Genomic DNA, 17,739 nt, shown 5'->3' with positions numbered 1-17,739 from the left:
GATTCATAATCTGCAGCAGAATAAATAATTGATTTTAATATGTCTCTAAGTTCATCAAGTTTATAATGATTCTTGTTCTTTATTTTATCTAAAAATTGTTGAAGTTTAGGCTCAGCGTTTTTATTAATGTTGATTACATCATATTCAAATTCAATTGTATCTACATGATTGATTCCCAAAAAATTAGCAACAAATCCTTTATTATCTGGCATTTCAGAAATTAGTAATGTAAGGAATGCAATATCCCAATAAAACTTATTAATATACATTAACTTAAGTGAATTTGCACTAACAGATCCACTTAATAATGATTTTATATAAGCATTGTAAAATGGACTGAAAATGCGCTTCCATAACCTTAGCTCTTCACCACTATAAACAGCTATTACATTCGTTGGCAGCAAATCATTATTGTTAAGGTATGTTACAGTTCTTTCTTGCCCATCCACTAAAATCTTTAATTCTGACAACTTCTCCACTTCTACTACATGACCATCAATTTCATATTGTATACTATACATAAATCCATCGTTATTTGAGGTATTGTATAGAGATGAAAAAATCAAGCTGATGGACTCCAAAAGATTACTTTTCCCACTTCCATTCTTACCAACAACAACAGTTACGTTTGATTTTGAAGTATCAAATTCAATTTTTTGATTAATAATATTCTTATAAGAATATATATATATCCAATTAATTTTCAAAAAATATCCCATCCTCAAACTGTTTATTAGCGAGCTGTCTTAAATCAACTGCGTTTCGACGTAATTTTTTTATTTGTTCTTTCATTTCCGATACTTTTCCAACAATCTTTTCTTGGGTAACTTCATTACTATTTTTGGAGGAAATCGGAGGAATTAAAATTGGAAACTTTAAGTATTCCTGTCCATTAATATTCGGTTGCCCAAATATTCTTTGGTTACTAATTATCCATCTTTTAAATAGCTTGCTTTTTGTATAATAAAATACATATTCAGGAATAACCTTTTCGACATTCAAAACATATTTGATTAAATATCCCGCAAATATCGATTTCCCCATCTCCTCCTTGTATAGCAAAGTTTTTCCCACTGTATTTCCTGAACGAGCAATTAAAAAGTCATTATCTTTCAATAAATATTTCGAATCAACATTTTTAGCAGAGACAAAGTTTTCATTTAAGCTACCATCTTCATTTATATCTGTTATTCTAATATATCTTACATCTGAGTTCTTTTTAGTTGCTTTCTCATTTGCCCCATACATTGGTGCTCCTTTTATAATTGTTTCAAAAGTTGTAAATTTAAATTTCGAAGAGAAAAGCTCTTCTTTTTTATTCCATAAGTCCCATCTGCTCAGCTCACTTAATTTAGAAAAACTGATAAATCGGTATTTTGGATCCTCTTTGTCCGCTAATATATCAATAATACCAAGTTCTTCAGAAAAAATCCGGTCTACATTTTCTTCAGTTCTAAGAGCTTCCTTTTCATTATTTTCAGCAACTTGAATTGTATTATAATAATTCCCAACTAATCTATCTTGTTCTACTAATGTTGGAAGGGGGATTTTTGAATTTAAAAAATCCGTTTCATCAACTCTTTGTCTATTTGTCGTACCATTACTCTTTTTCTGCCAATATTCTTGAAATGTTGAAGATGACAATAGCAACATAAGATATTTGATGTTGGCTTCGTAAACATCGAATAGCCAAAAGTCATTTGTAACTATAGCTCCATCCAGTTCTTCAGGAACTACTCCAAAAGATCCATTTCTCGCATCAATTCTCGAGATAATAAATTGACCTTTTTTTGCTATAAATTGACGTTTTGTGCCTATATCTCTCCCATAAACCTCATCTCTAAGGTATACCCCTAATCCATACTGTCTAATTGTAATTCGCTTGTATAATTTATCGTCTTCAACTTTTACAAGGTCTTTTCTTCTCTTTAAAATATTTTTCAATTGGTATGTTGGATATCGAACATTATGAAACATATTGCTCCTAACAGGGTCAACATTCCATTTATTCAATTCACCAAAACTCATAAATTGTAATATGGAATACTTTTTTTCTATCATGTAATTTCAATTTCCTTCCCATTCATTCTTTTTATAATCCTTAGATCTTCTTTGAGTACATAGGAGATAGAGCTTTCATGTTTTTCCCAAAGTTTGGCCTGTTTATTATAATCTCTATACTCTTCTACAAGTTGATTTAATTCTTTATTATCTGTCTTTGATCCAGTTGCAGTTATTCCACCGTCATATACTTTAGCAATTGGTATTTCATAATCAAAAAATTGTTTTAACAGTGGTTTCGCTTCTTCCTCAATAAGTTTTTCTATCTCAGCCACACGCATTTTTATTAATCTTTGCTTAGGCTTGTCCTTCTTAGTTTCCACTAAACTCTTCAACTCGTGACTTAAAGCTAATAATTCATCATTATAACTAGTTTTAATTTCATTTTTAGCTTTTTCCTTAGCTTCTATGAATTCATTTTCTTCATTTTCAGTAAATTTTTTCAGGAATACTACGCTTGGCTTAACAGTTGCACCAGCTGCAATAAAAACGTCTTGAGGTATGGAACAAATAAGAATAAGCTTAGCACGGCCTTCAAAATATTCACGTACTTTTTGTAAATTCGAAGTATTAAGAACACCTTCAGGCAAAACTATCCCCATTCGGCCACCTGGTTTTAAAAGATTTAAACACCTCTCAATAAACAAAACCTCAGTAAGCCCAGACATTTTACCCAGCTTCCCATAAACATCAATTAACGATTTTCCAATGTTCTCATTAACTTGTTTTAAAGCCTCAATATATGAATCTCCATACTTTTCAGTATATTTATTTATTAATAATTGATCAGTAAACCTATCTGCTTCCGTGATTCTAAGTTCTTTGTCAACCCTAGCACCAAAAGGAGGATTTGTAAGTATAACATCAAAGCGATTTTCAAATATACCATTAACATTAAGCAATCCATCATGATGGTGTACACCACTATGTCCATCACCATGCATAATCATATTCATTTTAGATACACGTGCCATTCTCGGATTCGCATCTGTCCCATAAACACAATCATTGGATAGCTCCCAAATTCGTTTATTGTATTCTTTATCAATAATATCTGTTATACGCTTAAGTGTTTTGCTTAACTCTCCTTGTTCTTCCTCTGAAAGTTCATCATAATTTTCACCATGTACCAGTGTTCTCATAACATTTACCGTTGCCTGAATATCATTTTCAATTTTAGTTCTTACATGCTCGAAACATTTAATCAAAAATCCGCCGCTACCACAAGTAGGATCGCAAATAACTTCTCCTTCCTGAGGATCAAGGATATCTGTCATAAAATCAACTATTGTGCGAGGAGTAAAAAACTGCCCAAGTTCCCCCCTAAATGTTTTACCCAGAAACTCCTCAAAAGCAATACCTTTTACATCATCCGATGTGTCTGAAAGGTTGTATTTTTGTAACTCTTTCAATATGGCTTCAAAGCTAACTTCTCGAATTTTTATTTCGTCATTGGCCTCAAAAATATTATCATCTTTATATCGCTCTTTAGTATCATCAAAAAGTACTTGCATGTACGGCTTAGCATTTTCAATGTGGCGAATTTTATTACTGTGTTCTATAATATTCTTATTTTCCAGATATTTATTCAATGTGAACACTTCTTGGCCTTTTACCGAACGTTCATGGTTTATTTTGATAAACAAAATTTTGCTTATCTCATCAAAAGCGGCTTCAGGAGAAAGTTTATCATTGTTCCGAATAATGTTGTGGCATTTAAAAAGGAGCTTTGTAAACTCTTCTCGTGTAAAAGTTTTAGTTTGCTTAATAATCTCATCAATTTTCCTTTTATCATTGATATCTTCGTAATTGGGAATCGATAAAATTTCAGTAAATGCATCATCTGTATTGGGGATTTTCTCAAGATCTACAGCATAGTATTTTGTTTCTTTTTCATTATGGAGAATTAAAAACTGTGCTCTAGTATTACCAGCATATTGGGATCCTTGATAAAAATCTTCACGCTTGATTTTAACGTTTTCAGCCTTACACTCTACCACAATGAAAGAATTATAATTTTTATCTTTTTCTTCTTTGTTTTTCCATATAACAATATCAGCACGAGCAGCTCCCGATCCTCTACCAGTAAAGTTAGTCTTTCTTTCCTCGCCCATGAGCTCTATATCATACCCATATTCGTTCACAAGGCGGCAAACATATTTTTGCCTAACCGTTTCTTCCGGTGTTTCCACTAGCCACTTTTTACGTATAGGTGAATAAATCATTCCTGTTTCTTTTCTTGTTTTAATTTCTAACAATAATATCCTCTCCACCATTCCTAATTTATCATTTTTTCAAAAAGGTAGTCTTAGACTCCTTTTACTTAAACTAATTCATTCCTACTACAAAGAATAATCCGCCTAATAGCAACTATTATTTCTTAACAACAAATTTTAAGACCATAGCTTAAATAAAATTTTGTTAGAAGAAACAGAATCTCATGGCGGTTCCCCCTGGTTAAATTGATTATATCTTTCGACAAAAAGAAATAGGCCGCCATCTCAAGGATAGCGGTCCTATTTCATGGCTTACATTTTACGTTAATTTTCAATTCAGTATAACACAATTCGAATTCAACATTGTAGTAATACTAAACAATATTCCAATTTACACAACCACACAAACAGCAAATGATTTGTCCCGCTATGTAAAATCAAGGACTAATTTCCAAACGAAATTTTCAGAGGGCAAAGACATGTCATTATCCTCCTTATGAGTACAGTTATTTTAATTTACCTTTGCGGTGAAGCCGTTAATGCTTTGCGTAGTAATCAGGTATTGATTACATATAACTTTTACTCAAACCCATCCTCAGGCTCCCCCACCTCAAACCCCAATATCTTTGTCGCTTCTAATTTTAAACCTTCCTATCCAGGAATCCCAATCACTCTGATTCATTCGAGCATAAAATAATAATCCGCTTGGCTCAACGGATGCCTGAATATAAACATTATCCTCTTCCTGTCCGAACCAGTATGGAATCCCATCTGTGTACCCTATCCAACCAGGCATAAGCTCATATATATTAGCAACTTTATTCCATACTTCATCAGGTAGATGAGCCCATATATTCAGATTACAATGATGAGCGTTTATTTCCCTCACTTGCCTTCCCCCTTAGCTTAAACTCTCACCATTAAACCTTACGTACTAATCTTCCTGGAATAGACCCTTAACGTATAATCATCGTTCAGCGTATAATCATTGTCGCCTGACTCAAAGCTACCCGCAAATCCAGCGTTATCTACATATAGCGATAGAACTTCACTTATGTCATTAACCTTCTCTAGTACACACCCAAAAGGAAGTTCTATCCCCTCGTAAAAAGAAACTACGGAAAGCCGGATTGCGGGAATCTGGTAATCAACCCAAGAATAAAAGACAAAGGACTTCCCTTGATAGTGTTTGCTCAAATATTCAGACCAAGAATCCTCAATAAAGCTTATAATCTGCACTAATTCATCCAGCGAAATCCAGTTCTTCCTGATCAGCTTGTTCAACTTCTGAATGGTGTAGAGGTTATAGCGAGCCTCCGCATTGTACTGTTTCTTATCGTTTGAGAACAGCAAATTCGATTGTTCTGCTATCTCCAATATTTCGCGGAATGCCTTTATACCCTTATTTTTGAGAAAATCAATCATTGTATATTCACAACCTTCACCTTCAATTAAGCCTCAATTACATCGTACCATATGTTGGAATCCCCTAGACAAACAGAAATACCCTCTCCGTGAAGAGAGGGCGATCTTCCTTAACTTCTCTTATTTCAGCAACTCATAGAAATACTTAGCTTCCTGGGTCTTGTAGAGACTATACCAGGCCTTCAATGTTTGTGAACCAAACACATCCAAGGCTTTCAAGATATGTACCGAGAATTCCAACGGGGCTATTCCAGAGGCAGTAATCAGTTTTCCATCAGTTACAACAGACTGCATTTGGTAAAGCTCTTCGCCTATGTACGCAGGGCAGGTCATTTGGAGGTACTCCAGATCATTGCTTGTATGCGGGCGTGAATTCAGCAATCCGGCCTGGGCAAGTCCCATGGTAGCCCCGCAAATGGCTGCAACTAATACCTCCTCCTGTATACATCTCTCAGCGAGTTGGAGGATGGGCTCGTGGATGGCTTCGGTCCATGTATTTCCACCGGGTAGAATCAACGCAACTGCGCTTGCAATGCTGCACTCCTTCAGTGTGATATCAGGCATTATTGTCAGCCCGCCCATTGTAGTTACAAGAGTCTTCTCATTGGCTACAGTAACTATTTTAGACGGGGCCAGCCCCTTCTTATAGTACCTTCCCGAGTTCAGTTCAGCCGTTAAGTACCCTATTTCCCAGTCGGCCATGGTGTCAAACACATATAGATATACCGTATGTTTCATGTGTAACTCCTCTCTCTATGACTATCTCCATAATAAAACAGCCCCACTGACAGCAACTGTCAGTGAAGCTATTAGAGCTGAACATATTCCATTAAGTCCGATGCAACAGCAGCAAGCTTATCCTTCAAGCTCTGTGGTTCTATGATCCGGGGGGAAGCATACGAATAGCACAGCTACCCCACCCCGACAATCGACCAATTATTATCTACTTCCGGCAATAACGTCCCCTGTTCCTTGATGTAGCTAACCAGCATATCCCGGACGCTGCAGGACGACTCCCAATGTTTGGCCCTGCTAACCAGTTTGGACGCCTTCAATAAGCTGCTGTAGCGGTAATTGTTGACGGCAAGCTGCAGCTGCTGCGTATCGGCAAGGGGTTGGCCTTGGTAGAGCACATTGATGATCCGGTGACCGGCTGGCTGTGACAGATCGATCTGATAATCGATCCCGGCGAACATGTCATAGAGGTAACTGGGCACCTCAGGATTGGCAGTGATCTCACGATCACCCGGCTGCCACTGGTTGAAATGCGTGGCCGAGACTTCCATATAGGCTCTAAGCTCTTGGCCGGTTACCGTCACAACATACAGCACATTGTCGAATGGATAGATGCGGTACACATCAGCGTAAGTTAACGGCCCCTGCTTCAAATCCGCCGTATCTGCGAACAGGCTTGTGGCGGCAACATCCGCCCCGCTGGCCTGCAGCATCGCCTTCTGAATCAGCGTAATAACCGCTGTATCCCGCAATCTTCCCGCCGGTACTCCGTCCGTCCCGGCCTGCGGCTGGAAGTCGGCGGCCGCATAACCCAAGAGGCTGCCGGCTGCTTCTGAAGAGGAGTCTCCGCCTCCCTGGCCGCTGAAGGTCATCGTCTCTTCATGCGCCTCTGCAACCAACTTCCGGAATTCCGGGTCCGGTTCCCAGCCGGCCATATCCACAATCGAGACTTCCTTGTTCACCACCCGGGGCTTTGAACCCTCCAGCTGAACCGTCAGATCGAAGCGGACCACCTCCCGTCCCCGGTCGCGCGGCCCTCCAATGACGGTATCCCCGATCCGTTCCTTAACGGTAATATGCATATGCCCGACGAGCAGCACATCTGCCTCAGGCACCAGCTTCGTAATGCGCTCAGCAGAATCCGAGCCGCCTTCTTCATCGAACTCGGCCACCATTCCCGCATGAGCGCTGATGACAATAATGTCGGCCTTGCCTTCAGCCCTCAGGGAGGCCGTAATCTGCTGCGCCGTTTCAGCCATGGGGCCAAAGTGCAGCGCATCCACCTTCCCGGCGTCCCAGCGCGGAATATTAGGATTAGTCAGTCCGATCACTGCGATCCTGACGCCTTGGATCTCAATTAGCGTATACGGCTCTGCGAACCGTTCTCCGCTGTGATACGCGGCATTCGCAGCGAGCACAGGGAACTCCAGCTCCTGCATGAACTTCCCGATCAGGCCAAGTCCGAAATTAAATTCATGGTTGCCGAGGGTCATGGCCGCATAACCCATTGCATTGAGCGCCGCCGAGACCGGATGTATGCCATCCGGCCGCTTATTGTAGATATCATCAGTCAGCATATTCCCCTGGAACACGTCACCGTTATCCATGAGGATGACTTCCGCTCCGCTGTCTCTGACTTCCCTGACATAGGCGGCGACTCTGGCCATCCCGTCATTCGTTGTCTCGTGGCCGTCTTCATACCGGTAACCCCACAGATTTCCGTGAAGATCCGAGGTGGCGATTATTACGATATTCAATAGTGTGCTGGTACCAGCCTGTATAGTCATCCCTTCATCCTTCTTCCTTCTTTCGCCCTAATTACTTCAGAATTGCCCCTGCGGTAAAACTCTTCTCCATCTGGTCACTGAACAGCACGTAAGCCAGCAGAATGGGCAGTGTGGATATGACCATAGCTGCTGCCAGCGGCCCCCAGCTGATGCTGTATTGACCGCTGAAATTCATCAGTCCCAGCGGCAGCGTCCTCAGCTCTTGCTTTTGAATGAAGGTGGCCGCCATCAACAGCTCATTCCACACCGCCAGGAACACGAAGATCGCTACCGAAGCAAGCGGCGGCTTGAGTAGCGGCAGCACTACCTTGAAGAAGGACTTCACCACCCCGCAGCCGTCCATAAATGCGGCTTCTTCCAGCTCCTTCGGCATGGTCCGCAGAAAAGCCGACAGCATGTATACGCCAATAGGCAAATTCACCGCGATGTACGGCAGAATAATGGACAATCTTGAGCTAAGAATCCCCAGATTCTTGAGTATCATGAAGAGCGGAATTAGCGTAGCATGAATCGGAACCATCACACCCATCAGAAGCATGAACAATATGAGACTGTTATATTTGAATTTCATCCGTGTTAACGCATACGCCATCATCGAAGCAAACAGCAGCACAAACAAGAGTGTAACCAGCGTGACAATCACACTGTTCCCAAAGTATTGATTCACCTTGGCACTGACCCACGCCTCTGTAAAATTGCTTAAGCGCCACTCTGTAGGAAGCGCCCAGACGGTCCCGCCAATAATCTCCGAATTATCCTTAAATGCACTGATCACAAGCCAGTAGAGCGGAAACAGCTGGAGGACGGCGATTATGATCATCAGGATATAGATGCTTGAATTCTTTGTTTTTCTGAGCATGACCGATCCTCCTTAATATTCAATTTTCTCTTGGGTCAATATTTTATTTAGCACCCAGGAAATCACGAGGCATTCCAGCACCATAAATACCGCAAGCGCACTGCCATAACCGAAATTCTGCCTCAGGAAGGCTTCCTGGAACATTTTCAGCGCAATCACTGTTGTTGAATTCAGGGGTCCCCCGTTAGTCATTACATACACACTTTCGAACGTCTTCAGGGCATAGATCACATTCAGGACGATACAGATCCGCAGCACATCAGACAATAGCGGAAAGGTAATATGACGCACAGCTTTCCAGCCTGTCGCTCCGTCCAGCTTCGCCGCTTCATAATACTGCTCCGGTATCCCTTGCATCCCGGCGAACAGGATCAGCATATTGTAACCGACATAATGCCAGGTAGTCACGATCAGGACGGACAACAGTGCCGTCTTCGTATCTCCAAGCCAGGCCCCCGACCAGTCACCCAGTCCAAGGGTATCCATCAATGTGTTCAGCATGCCGATGTTCGGATCATAGATTTTGACCCACAGCAGGCTGACCATTGTCGTTGACATCACTACCGGAAAAAAATAAATATTGCGGAACCATTTACGTCCCTTCATCTTCCGGGAGACCAGCAGCGCCAATGCAAACGAGACCGGCAGCTGGATAAACACGCCCACCAGCAAGAAAGCAAGGCTATTCCATACCGCCTGCCAAAAGCTTTTATCCACCGTAAACATCTTGGTGTAGTTGTCCAGTCCAATGAAGGTCATCGGGTTAATGCCATCCCAATCCTGGAGACTGTAGTAGGCGGTCATCACAATAGGCACAAAATAAAAAATCAGAAAAACAATTAATCCGGGCAATAAAAACAAAGCAATTATTTTTTTATTAGAGAGTGCTTTTTCCATCACTTACCCACCTGTCCAATTACAGAAAGTCGATGCGGTCCTGGTGACTGCATCGACTTTCCTGGAATATTGTATTAAACGCTGCCGCCCTGAGCGGAACAGTGTAAGGAATCCTTCTTACTTGGCTGCATGCAGCAACGTCTCCAGCTGAGCGGTGAACTCATCGGCTGTGAGCTGCCCGCCATATAATGCTTGTGTCAGATCACGGTATTCCTGGCCTACATCTGCTGACAACAGACCGAACCACATCGCCTGCGTTTTGGCAGTCTGTTTAATATCCGCAGCATACGCTGAGAGCTCCTTATTCTGTGATTCGGACTTCACCTCGCTCTTGGCGTACCCAGGGAGACCTTTTCTGACAAATTCATCATTAAGCTTCAAGGATAAACGGATGGCAAATTCCTTCGCTTCATTCACATTTGCGGAGCTGTTGTTCACGAACAAGGAGTATGGCGCTTCGGCGTTCTGGAAGCCGATAGTTGCACTGAGGACATCCTCTGCCCCTGTTTTTGGAAACGCAATATAGCCCAGATTGTCGCCCATTGCCTTAGACAGGGAGGAGAAGTTAAAGCTTCCGTCGATCCACATCGCAGCCTTATCATTCTTGAACAGCTCTTGTGCATCCAGGTAAGCTGAGCCGAGGAAGCCTTTCTGGAAGGCATTCGAATTCACCAGAGTGGTCACCTTATTCGCCGCCTCAACAAATGGCGCATCTGTGAACTTCGCCTGTCCGTTAATCGCCTCATCGAAGGCTTTCACATCCTCACGGGCTACGAGCATATTGTAGAGCAGGTCCGCTTGCCATCTTTCTTTTCCGCCCAGTGCAATGGGAATCACACCTTTATCGTTTGCAGCTTTAATCAGCGCCTGAAGATCATCCCATGTTGCTGGAGCAGCAGCGCCAAGTTCGCTTATCAGCTTTTTATTATAGTAAAGAACAAGGGTTGTACTAATGTTAGAAGGAACCGAATAGATGTTGCCATCCTTTTCTGTCACCAGCTGGTTGTCCAGGAATTGTGCGCCCAGGCCCGTGGAATCGAGGGTATCGTTAAGCGGAGCCACTGTCTTCGACTGCAGAACAGGGGTACGGTAGGACTTGCCGGCATGCTGCTGGAATACATCCGGAAGCTCATTTGCGGCAAGCGCAACACTCAGTTTGGTTTTGTAGGTCTCATCTTGAATGTATTCATACTTCAGTTCAACGCCCATTTCCGCTGCGGTAGCCTCAGCTGCTGACTGGTACATCGGATCTGCATCGAAAATCCACAGCGTGACAGATTTCTTACTATCCGCTGCCGCCGCTTCCTGACCCTGGGTTCCCCCATTATTGGCTTCCGCACCTCCGCACGAAGTAAGCACTACACTGACCAGAGCGGCGGATGCTGCAACAACCCCAAACTTTTTACCAAACATCTGATTTGGACCACCTTTCACAATTTACGGATACGAACCATAGGTACAATCTTAACAAGTACGAAGCCAGGTTCGAATGGATATATATTGGCTTTGACAGTAAAATTTTTAGGTATGTTACGTTACTTTACATGTACTTTACATTTCTCCTTGTGATTAACATCAGGTTTACACAATAACCGTTCTGCTTCAACAAAAAAGCCCGGTTGAATAACCGGACTTCTGCTGGCGATGGCTCAATATTTCCCGGAATAGGTTCCTCCGTATACTTTATTCGGGGTAATTCCGTACTTCTTCTTGAAGCATTTGCTGAAGTAGAACGGATCTCTGTAGCCGACCTGATGGGCAATCGTTGCTACCTTGGGAACCGAAGCATCCTCGGTAGCCGCCCCCTGGCGCAACAGCTCCATGGCTTTGCCCAGGCGGATATTCGTCATATACTCCACGAAAGACTCGTTGGTCTCCTTCTTGAAGACATGACTTAAGTAGCTCGGATTCACGAAGAGGGCACTCGCTGTGCTCTGAAGCGATAAGGTATCCTCGGCATAATGTGCAGTCACATACGCAGCCGCTTTATGGATCAGCCGTTTCCCGCTGCCCTGGCGTCCTCCATCCTCAGAAGTCTGGTCCGCGGCCGGCTGCCCCTCGTAACCCGCCTCTATTTTCAACCGGTTAATGTAACGTTCCTCTTTCCATTTCTCCTGCAACTGCGCACGGATGGTATTAAGCGCCTGTTCAACCGCCTCCTCATCAACGGGCTTCAGCAAATAATGATCCGCTCCGAGCGAGATAGCCTGCTGGGCATAGGTGAAGTTATCGTAGCTTGTGATGAAAATCAGCTTAGCCGCTGAGTCTAAGGCACGGACGGCCTTCACAAAATCAAGCCCGTTCATATTCGGCATTTCAATATCTGTAATAATCAGATCAATCGGCTGTTCCTCCATGATCCTCAAGGCTTCCGAACCGTCCTCCGCCTCTGCAACCACTTCGAAACCGGCAGAAGTCCAGTCTATCAAATGGATCAGCAGCTGCCTGAAATAATATTCGTCATCTACGATCAGGACGCGTGCTGCCGGCGCTGTAGTTCTCATTCAGCTATCCCCTCCCCCTGCTCGTCCGCTTGCAGAATCAGCGGCAACCGTACCTTCACTTCTACTCCATGTCCCGGTTCAGAGGACAGAACGATACCATAAGCTTCGCCGAATCTCAGCTGAATCCGGTCCTGGATATTCTTAAGTCCGAAGCTGTACTCCCCTTTTTCACTAGAACTTAACCAGATCTGCCGCTGTTCCTCTTCACTCATGCCTTTGCCGTTGTCACGGACTATAAAGCACAGAATACGCTCCTCTCCCGAACTTTCCATAGAGCCGGTAATCTCACACAAACCTCCGTCCGGCATCCCTCTGATTCCATGGTGAATCGCATTCTCCACCAGAGGCTGGAGCAGCATCGTGGGTACTTGGCAGGACTCGATTCCCGGTTCAAATGAAATCCGGTAATTCAGCTTTTTGAAGCGGATCTGCTGAATGTACAGATAGCTCTCCAGATGCTTCTTCTCCTGTGCAGCCGCAATCAATTCCTGTCCGTTGCTAAGTGAAATCCGGTAGAACTCCCCTAACGCCTTCAAGATACTGCTAATCTCCTTAGCATTCGTCATCACAGCCATCGCACGAATCGTGTCCAGTGTATTATATAGAAAATGCGGTTTGATCTGCGAATACAGCAGCCTCAGCTCCAACAGCCGCTTGGTCTTCTCTTCCGTTTCAATGGTTAGCATCAAGTCCTGAATATGCTCGACCATTTCATTAAATGTCGCGCCCAGCCTGCCTATTTCATCCTGGCTGCCGGCAGATGCGCGTCTCTCGAAATTCCCGGCCCCCACCTCAACAATCACCTCACTGAGCTCGCTTAGGGGCCGGGTCAGCCGGCGCGCGAATACAACCGACAGGACCATTGCGGACAGCATGCTGATCAGCCCGAAAACAGCTATAGATAAGGCGATCTTCCAATACCCGCTCGTCAATTCCGAAGTGGGGACAAGGTGGATTACCTTCCAGCCATAGGGATCAAGCCTTTGTAAGGATACCAGATAGCGCTTGTCTCCCACCCGCTCGGTCCGGCTTCCTCCCGATGCCGATTTCACCCACCGGGCAAGCGACTGATCCTCAACGGTGCGGCTGACGAGTGCAGCTTCATACGCGGAGATCACCACTCCCTCTTGGTTGATGACCAGGGTAGGATTCTGATTATCCTGTTCATTATGGTACAGCCGGGCGAGCGTCCGTTCGTCAATATTGACATAAATATAACCGATCGGCGTCCCCTTCTCCATGCTCATAATGACTCTGCACACACTAATCATATGCTTAGCAGTCATCCCCGACAGAAATGAAGGCTTCAGCGTATCTACCCAGACCGCACCGCCTTTTGCCGCATCAATCTTATCTTTGGGATAGATGGCGAGACTCTGTGAAGTCACACTGGTCAGGTTGGAGGTATAATAGAGATCGCCCCCGATCGATTCGATAATGACCGAGTCGATATTAGGCTCTGTCTCCAGCATTGCCGCCAGCGTGTTATGTATGGACTTCAGCGCGGAGACATCCCCGTCTGCTCCGGTATCCCGGCTAAGTACATTCTGTGTATCCTGGTTAATCAGAGCAAATTTCGAGAAGTTCTGAACCGATTGGAACACGGTCTTCATAGACTGGCTTACCAGCTTCACTTCCTGCTGCGAGCTGGCTGAAGTTCTATCGAGCGTCTGATTAAAGACAATTCTATGAATACTTAGAACGAATATCACCAGAGCCAGTAGAACAATAAGGATGTTACTGATTAGAATCTTCCTCCGAAGCGGCATATTCTGTCTGAACGCCAAAGATTGAACCGCCCGGAATTTCTTCAAGAGGGATTGGTGAGACAGTAGCTTCTTCATATTCCCCTCCGATGGTTGTTGAATCGTTCAGTATAATCTGCCTGCTTGTTATCCCTCACTATTATACACACCCATTCAACTCTATCGGAAGACTGCAATTTGTCTCCATAAATCTCCTTTAAATTTTAACCACCCGGCTCCAGGATATAGTAATCCCCCTCCATATCAAAAAAAAGGAAAGGCTTGTTGGCTCCGGGCTGGTGCCCTTCCCCGTTCAGCCGATCCTTAATCCCCACGTTTCTCTGCCTCAATCCTTATACGGATCGAACTCATCCGCTCCAGCCATGCATACACCAACCGGTTTCAATACATGCATGACCTCGATGGTCCCGGCATGTGCATCCAGTACTTCTTGGAGCCTCCGGTACACAAAAGGACTTTCGTCCGTGCCTGCGCCGCGCAATTCAACCCCGAAATCCCGGACAGCCTCCAGCATTTGCGCTGTCGTAATTTGACCGCCGCTGCGGGTGCGGGTTTTCCAATTCATTTTGCCTGCCGCCTGGGTCCGGCTCATGATTCGTCCCGCTCCATGAACGGTGCTGTAGTAAGAATCTTTGCTCTCTGTGCTATCCTTTCCTTTTACGATTACGGATATATCGCACATACTGCCGCCGATAAAACCAACCTGGCCAGGTGCAGATGGGGTAGCCCCTTTGCGGACGACAACAACTTCTTTACCGCCATGTGTTTCTTTCCAGGCATAGTTATGATGGTTATGCACTTCGAGGTCCGCTTCCGTTCCCAGGATGGCTAATACTTGCCGGATCACATAATCCCTGCCGGCATAGGCGTAGCGTCCAGCCAGCTTCATGGCTCTATAGTACATATCGCCAAGCTCACTATTCAGATCAAGCAGTACGGGCGGTTGGTCCATCTTTTCACCAGGAGCGCTAGCGAGAAAATCTCTACCCGCAGCCAAATTAATGAAACCGCTGGCCGTTTTATGCCCGAACCCTCTACTCCCGAAATGATTGGCGATCCACACACGGCCTGTACCGGCTTCTTCCAATAAATCTACGAAGTGGTTACCGCTGCCGACCGTGCCCAGCTGACTCTGTGCCAAAGCTTTCAGTTTGTCGTGCTCCTGTCTGCCTACTGCCATAAAAACGGCCCAATCCGGATCGTCGAAAAGATCATGACCGACCCTTTCATTATTGACACGGCCTACTCCAAAGGAAATTCTGCGAGCGATCTCGTCCATAATGTTCGCTAATCCGGGTTGTATGTCTTTCACAGATAATTTGGTTCGCACCGCTTTATTCCCGCACGCAATATCATAACCAACGCCCGACGGGGAGATTTGCCCATCGTACACAACTACACCACCGATCGGCTGACTGTAGCCTTTATGATGATCTGCCATGAGCAGGGTTTGAACCACATTTCCTGTTTCCGCACAGGTTTTTGCTTGAGCCAGCGCTCCGCTATCAGGATTACCCCAGACCCGCACGCCGTCTATATTTGTATAAGCCATATCATTATTCAACTCCTACATAAAGAATGTTCTTTCCATACTTACAGACCCTTTGCCTCACAGAGCTTGTGAAGCCGTTCTTTTACCGGGTCTTCAGGCTCGATTCCTGATAAATGAGTGACTGCATGAACCAGCTGCTCGCTCCAGGATGAGACGTCCCAGCCCTCCAGTGCCTCGATCGCCATGTTCCGGTTGGAGGTCACTGGACTGTTCAGGCCAGTGAGGATTAACTCTGCCCCTATCCCCTCGAACCGGTCCAAGCTCTGCAAGATAGCGCCCAGCTTCCTGTGTGCAGCATATTCTTCACCGAATCCCATCTCACTCCCTGGGCCAGTGGCGATGTGCTGCAAGGGGAGGTGCCCAGTGGCGAATTGAACGAACCTGCGAATTCGGTCCCGGTCATCCGATTTCATGAGCTGATAGTAATAGAAATCCTGCAGCGGGTTAGCTTCAAGCTGATTGTAGAGAGTGTCCCAAATATCCATGCCAAGCTTCTCGGCACAGGCTACGCCGTAGTATCGGTCCGGCGAATCAACGCTGCTAACAGCATCCATAACGATACTCATCCACTTGGTGTCAGCCATAATCGACCCGCAAGCATCGCTAATATCACTTCTTAACTGCCCGCTCCAGCCAGCCGACATCCGAACGGCCCACTTCTCCTCATCCTCAGCCAGAAAGTCGTAAATGCTGAATATAACTGACAGATGCTGTGCAGTTGTCCCATTCTCCCGGATGAGCCTCACGTAATCCAATAACACCTGTGGAGCATGCTCATAATCATCCATATCCTCAGCCGGCCCGCCATTCAATAACGCTTCAATGATATCGGTTGCCCCATTAAGTAATGCGCTATCTACCTGGTCAGCCGAAAGTGCTTCCCGCAAGCCACCATTTCGTGCACAAGTACAGGCTAAATATTCGTTCATGACGTTGTTGCGGCATCCATGCCGCAGCAGCCAATCTTTGATCTCCTGACTAGCCGGTTCAAGTCTCTCGACGATATTTATTTTCCCCCAGCCATGAACCTGCTCAGCCAATTCAAATAGAACTTGATTGCTGTCTTCCATTCCATTATGAATCGCAACCACGGCATACAGCGTAAATTCCTCGTGGCTCCCCAGCGTTAGAAGCAGTTCCTTAACTTGCCCGTTCTCAAAAAGGCCCAGCAAGGCAATCCCGAATTTGACGGCATTCCGGTGCGCCCCATGTTCCGCCAGCCATTTCGCCTCAAGGAATACGGAATCCGGCTGTATTCCTGGATGCTTGCGTACCTCATCTATAACTTCATCCATCATGCCGCCTATATCTGTCTTCACAAGCTTGGCATACAGGGCTTTTCTTATTGAATTCTTAGGATTTCTGGATTGCTTCGCCAGCAGGTGAACCAGCTCTCGTGCCTCATCCGTCATCGTAGCAGGTCCGGCATGATGTCCAAAGGCTCCGTCCAAACCGCCCGCTACCCATCTGATTTTATTACCGGACCAGAATTCTTCGTCATCCGGCAGCGATCCGTCCACGGAATCCCCTTGTCCCTGAATATGGGAGTAAATGGAGGGCCTGCCCTCCCACAGCGGCCGTTTAGCTCTATCGAAGAATATAACCATCGTTCATAGCACCTCTTCCTATACTTCCTTCAAGCGGCTGCATCATCGTATCAGCTTCTGTATCTATATTTGCTTATTTTGGAAGTAATGAACATGGCAAAAGTATTACAACTAGGCAGATGATTTTCACATTTTATCCATTTCGCTCTACGCCGGGCTGAGAAAGCCCTCCATATCAAAAAAAGGAAAGGCTTATTGGCTCCGGGTTGGTCCCCTTCTCCATTCAGCCGATCCTCGATCTTTTTGCGTCTTTTTCTATTTTCACACGGATTTCTCCAATTCCGGCCGCTTAATAATCTCCATTTTAATGTTCACTAATGTACAGAATAA

The 17,739-nt window shown here is 44.7% G+C and carries 14 protein-coding genes; all 14 read right to left on the bottom strand.

What is annotated here, in order from left to right:
- Positions 1-707, bottom strand: a 707-nt coding sequence (locus A3849_RS18530; RefSeq protein WP_178382737.1) for an AAA family ATPase, incomplete at its 3' end; no start/stop codon positions are given.
- The gene (locus A3849_RS18525) at positions 697-2,061 is read right to left on the bottom strand and encodes a restriction endonuclease subunit S (protein WP_074112753.1); all 1,365 of its coding nucleotides are present in this window, start codon (positions 2,059-2,061) and stop codon (positions 697-699) included. The genes A3849_RS18525 and A3849_RS18530, both read right to left, overlap by 11 nt.
- Positions 2,058-4,319: an N-6 DNA methylase gene (locus A3849_RS18520; RefSeq protein WP_074112752.1), complete on the bottom strand. Its 2,262-nt coding sequence runs from the start codon at positions 4,317-4,319 to the stop codon at positions 2,058-2,060. The genes A3849_RS18525 and A3849_RS18520 overlap by 4 nt, the downstream gene beginning before the upstream one ends.
- A gap of 568 nt (positions 4,320-4,887) precedes the next feature.
- Entirely contained in the window at positions 4,888-5,166 is a 279-nt protein-coding gene (locus A3849_RS18515) for a hypothetical protein (protein ID WP_256700820.1), read from the bottom strand.
- 38 nt (positions 5,167-5,204) lie between these two features.
- On the bottom strand, positions 5,205-5,702 hold the full coding sequence (locus tag A3849_RS18510) for a hypothetical protein (protein WP_074112751.1): 498 nt from the start codon (positions 5,700-5,702) through the stop codon (positions 5,205-5,207).
- Positions 5,703-5,822: 120 nt separating this feature from the next.
- The gene (locus A3849_RS18505; RefSeq protein ID WP_074112750.1) at positions 5,823-6,440 is read right to left on the bottom strand and encodes a type 1 glutamine amidotransferase family protein; all 618 of its coding nucleotides are present in this window, start codon (positions 6,438-6,440) and stop codon (positions 5,823-5,825) included.
- Between the two features lie 173 nt (positions 6,441-6,613).
- The gene (locus tag A3849_RS18500) at positions 6,614-8,224 is read right to left on the bottom strand and encodes a bifunctional metallophosphatase/5'-nucleotidase (RefSeq protein WP_083613577.1); all 1,611 of its coding nucleotides are present in this window, start codon (positions 8,222-8,224) and stop codon (positions 6,614-6,616) included.
- 31 nt (positions 8,225-8,255) lie between these two features.
- On the bottom strand, positions 8,256-9,083 hold the full coding sequence (locus tag A3849_RS18495) for a carbohydrate ABC transporter permease (RefSeq protein ID WP_074112749.1): 828 nt from the start codon (positions 9,081-9,083) through the stop codon (positions 8,256-8,258).
- 12 nt (positions 9,084-9,095) lie between these two features.
- Positions 9,096-9,980, bottom strand: a complete 885-nt coding sequence (locus tag A3849_RS18490) for a carbohydrate ABC transporter permease (RefSeq protein WP_074112748.1) — start codon at positions 9,978-9,980, stop codon at positions 9,096-9,098.
- Between the two features lie 117 nt (positions 9,981-10,097).
- Positions 10,098-11,393, bottom strand: a complete 1,296-nt coding sequence (locus A3849_RS18485; RefSeq protein WP_074112747.1) for an ABC transporter substrate-binding protein — start codon at positions 11,391-11,393, stop codon at positions 10,098-10,100.
- Positions 11,394-11,629: 236 nt separating this feature from the next.
- Positions 11,630-12,484: a response regulator transcription factor gene (locus tag A3849_RS18480; protein WP_074112746.1), complete on the bottom strand. Its 855-nt coding sequence runs from the start codon at positions 12,482-12,484 to the stop codon at positions 11,630-11,632.
- Complete coding sequence (locus A3849_RS18475; protein ID WP_074112745.1) at positions 12,481-14,328, bottom strand: cache domain-containing sensor histidine kinase; 1,848 nt, start codon at positions 14,326-14,328, stop codon at positions 12,481-12,483. The genes A3849_RS18480 and A3849_RS18475 overlap by 4 nt, the downstream gene beginning before the upstream one ends.
- A 247-nt stretch (positions 14,329-14,575) precedes the next feature.
- Positions 14,576-15,802 carry an RtcB family protein gene (locus tag A3849_RS18470; protein ID WP_074112744.1) on the bottom strand — a complete coding sequence of 409 codons (1,227 nt, stop codon included), beginning with the start codon at positions 15,800-15,802 and terminating at the stop codon, positions 14,576-14,578.
- Between the two features lie 41 nt (positions 15,803-15,843).
- The gene (locus tag A3849_RS18465) at positions 15,844-17,409 is read right to left on the bottom strand and encodes a limonene hydroxylase (protein ID WP_074112743.1); all 1,566 of its coding nucleotides are present in this window, start codon (positions 17,407-17,409) and stop codon (positions 15,844-15,846) included.
- Positions 17,410-17,739 lie beyond the last annotated feature (330 nt).

Source organism: Paenibacillus sp. P46E (assembly GCF_001909095.1).
Lineage (GTDB): Bacteria > Bacillota > Bacilli > Paenibacillales > Paenibacillaceae > Paenibacillus_AQ > Paenibacillus_AQ helianthi.
The sequence above is the reverse complement of the archived record's forward strand: the minus strand, read 5'-3'. Positions and strand labels throughout refer to the sequence as shown.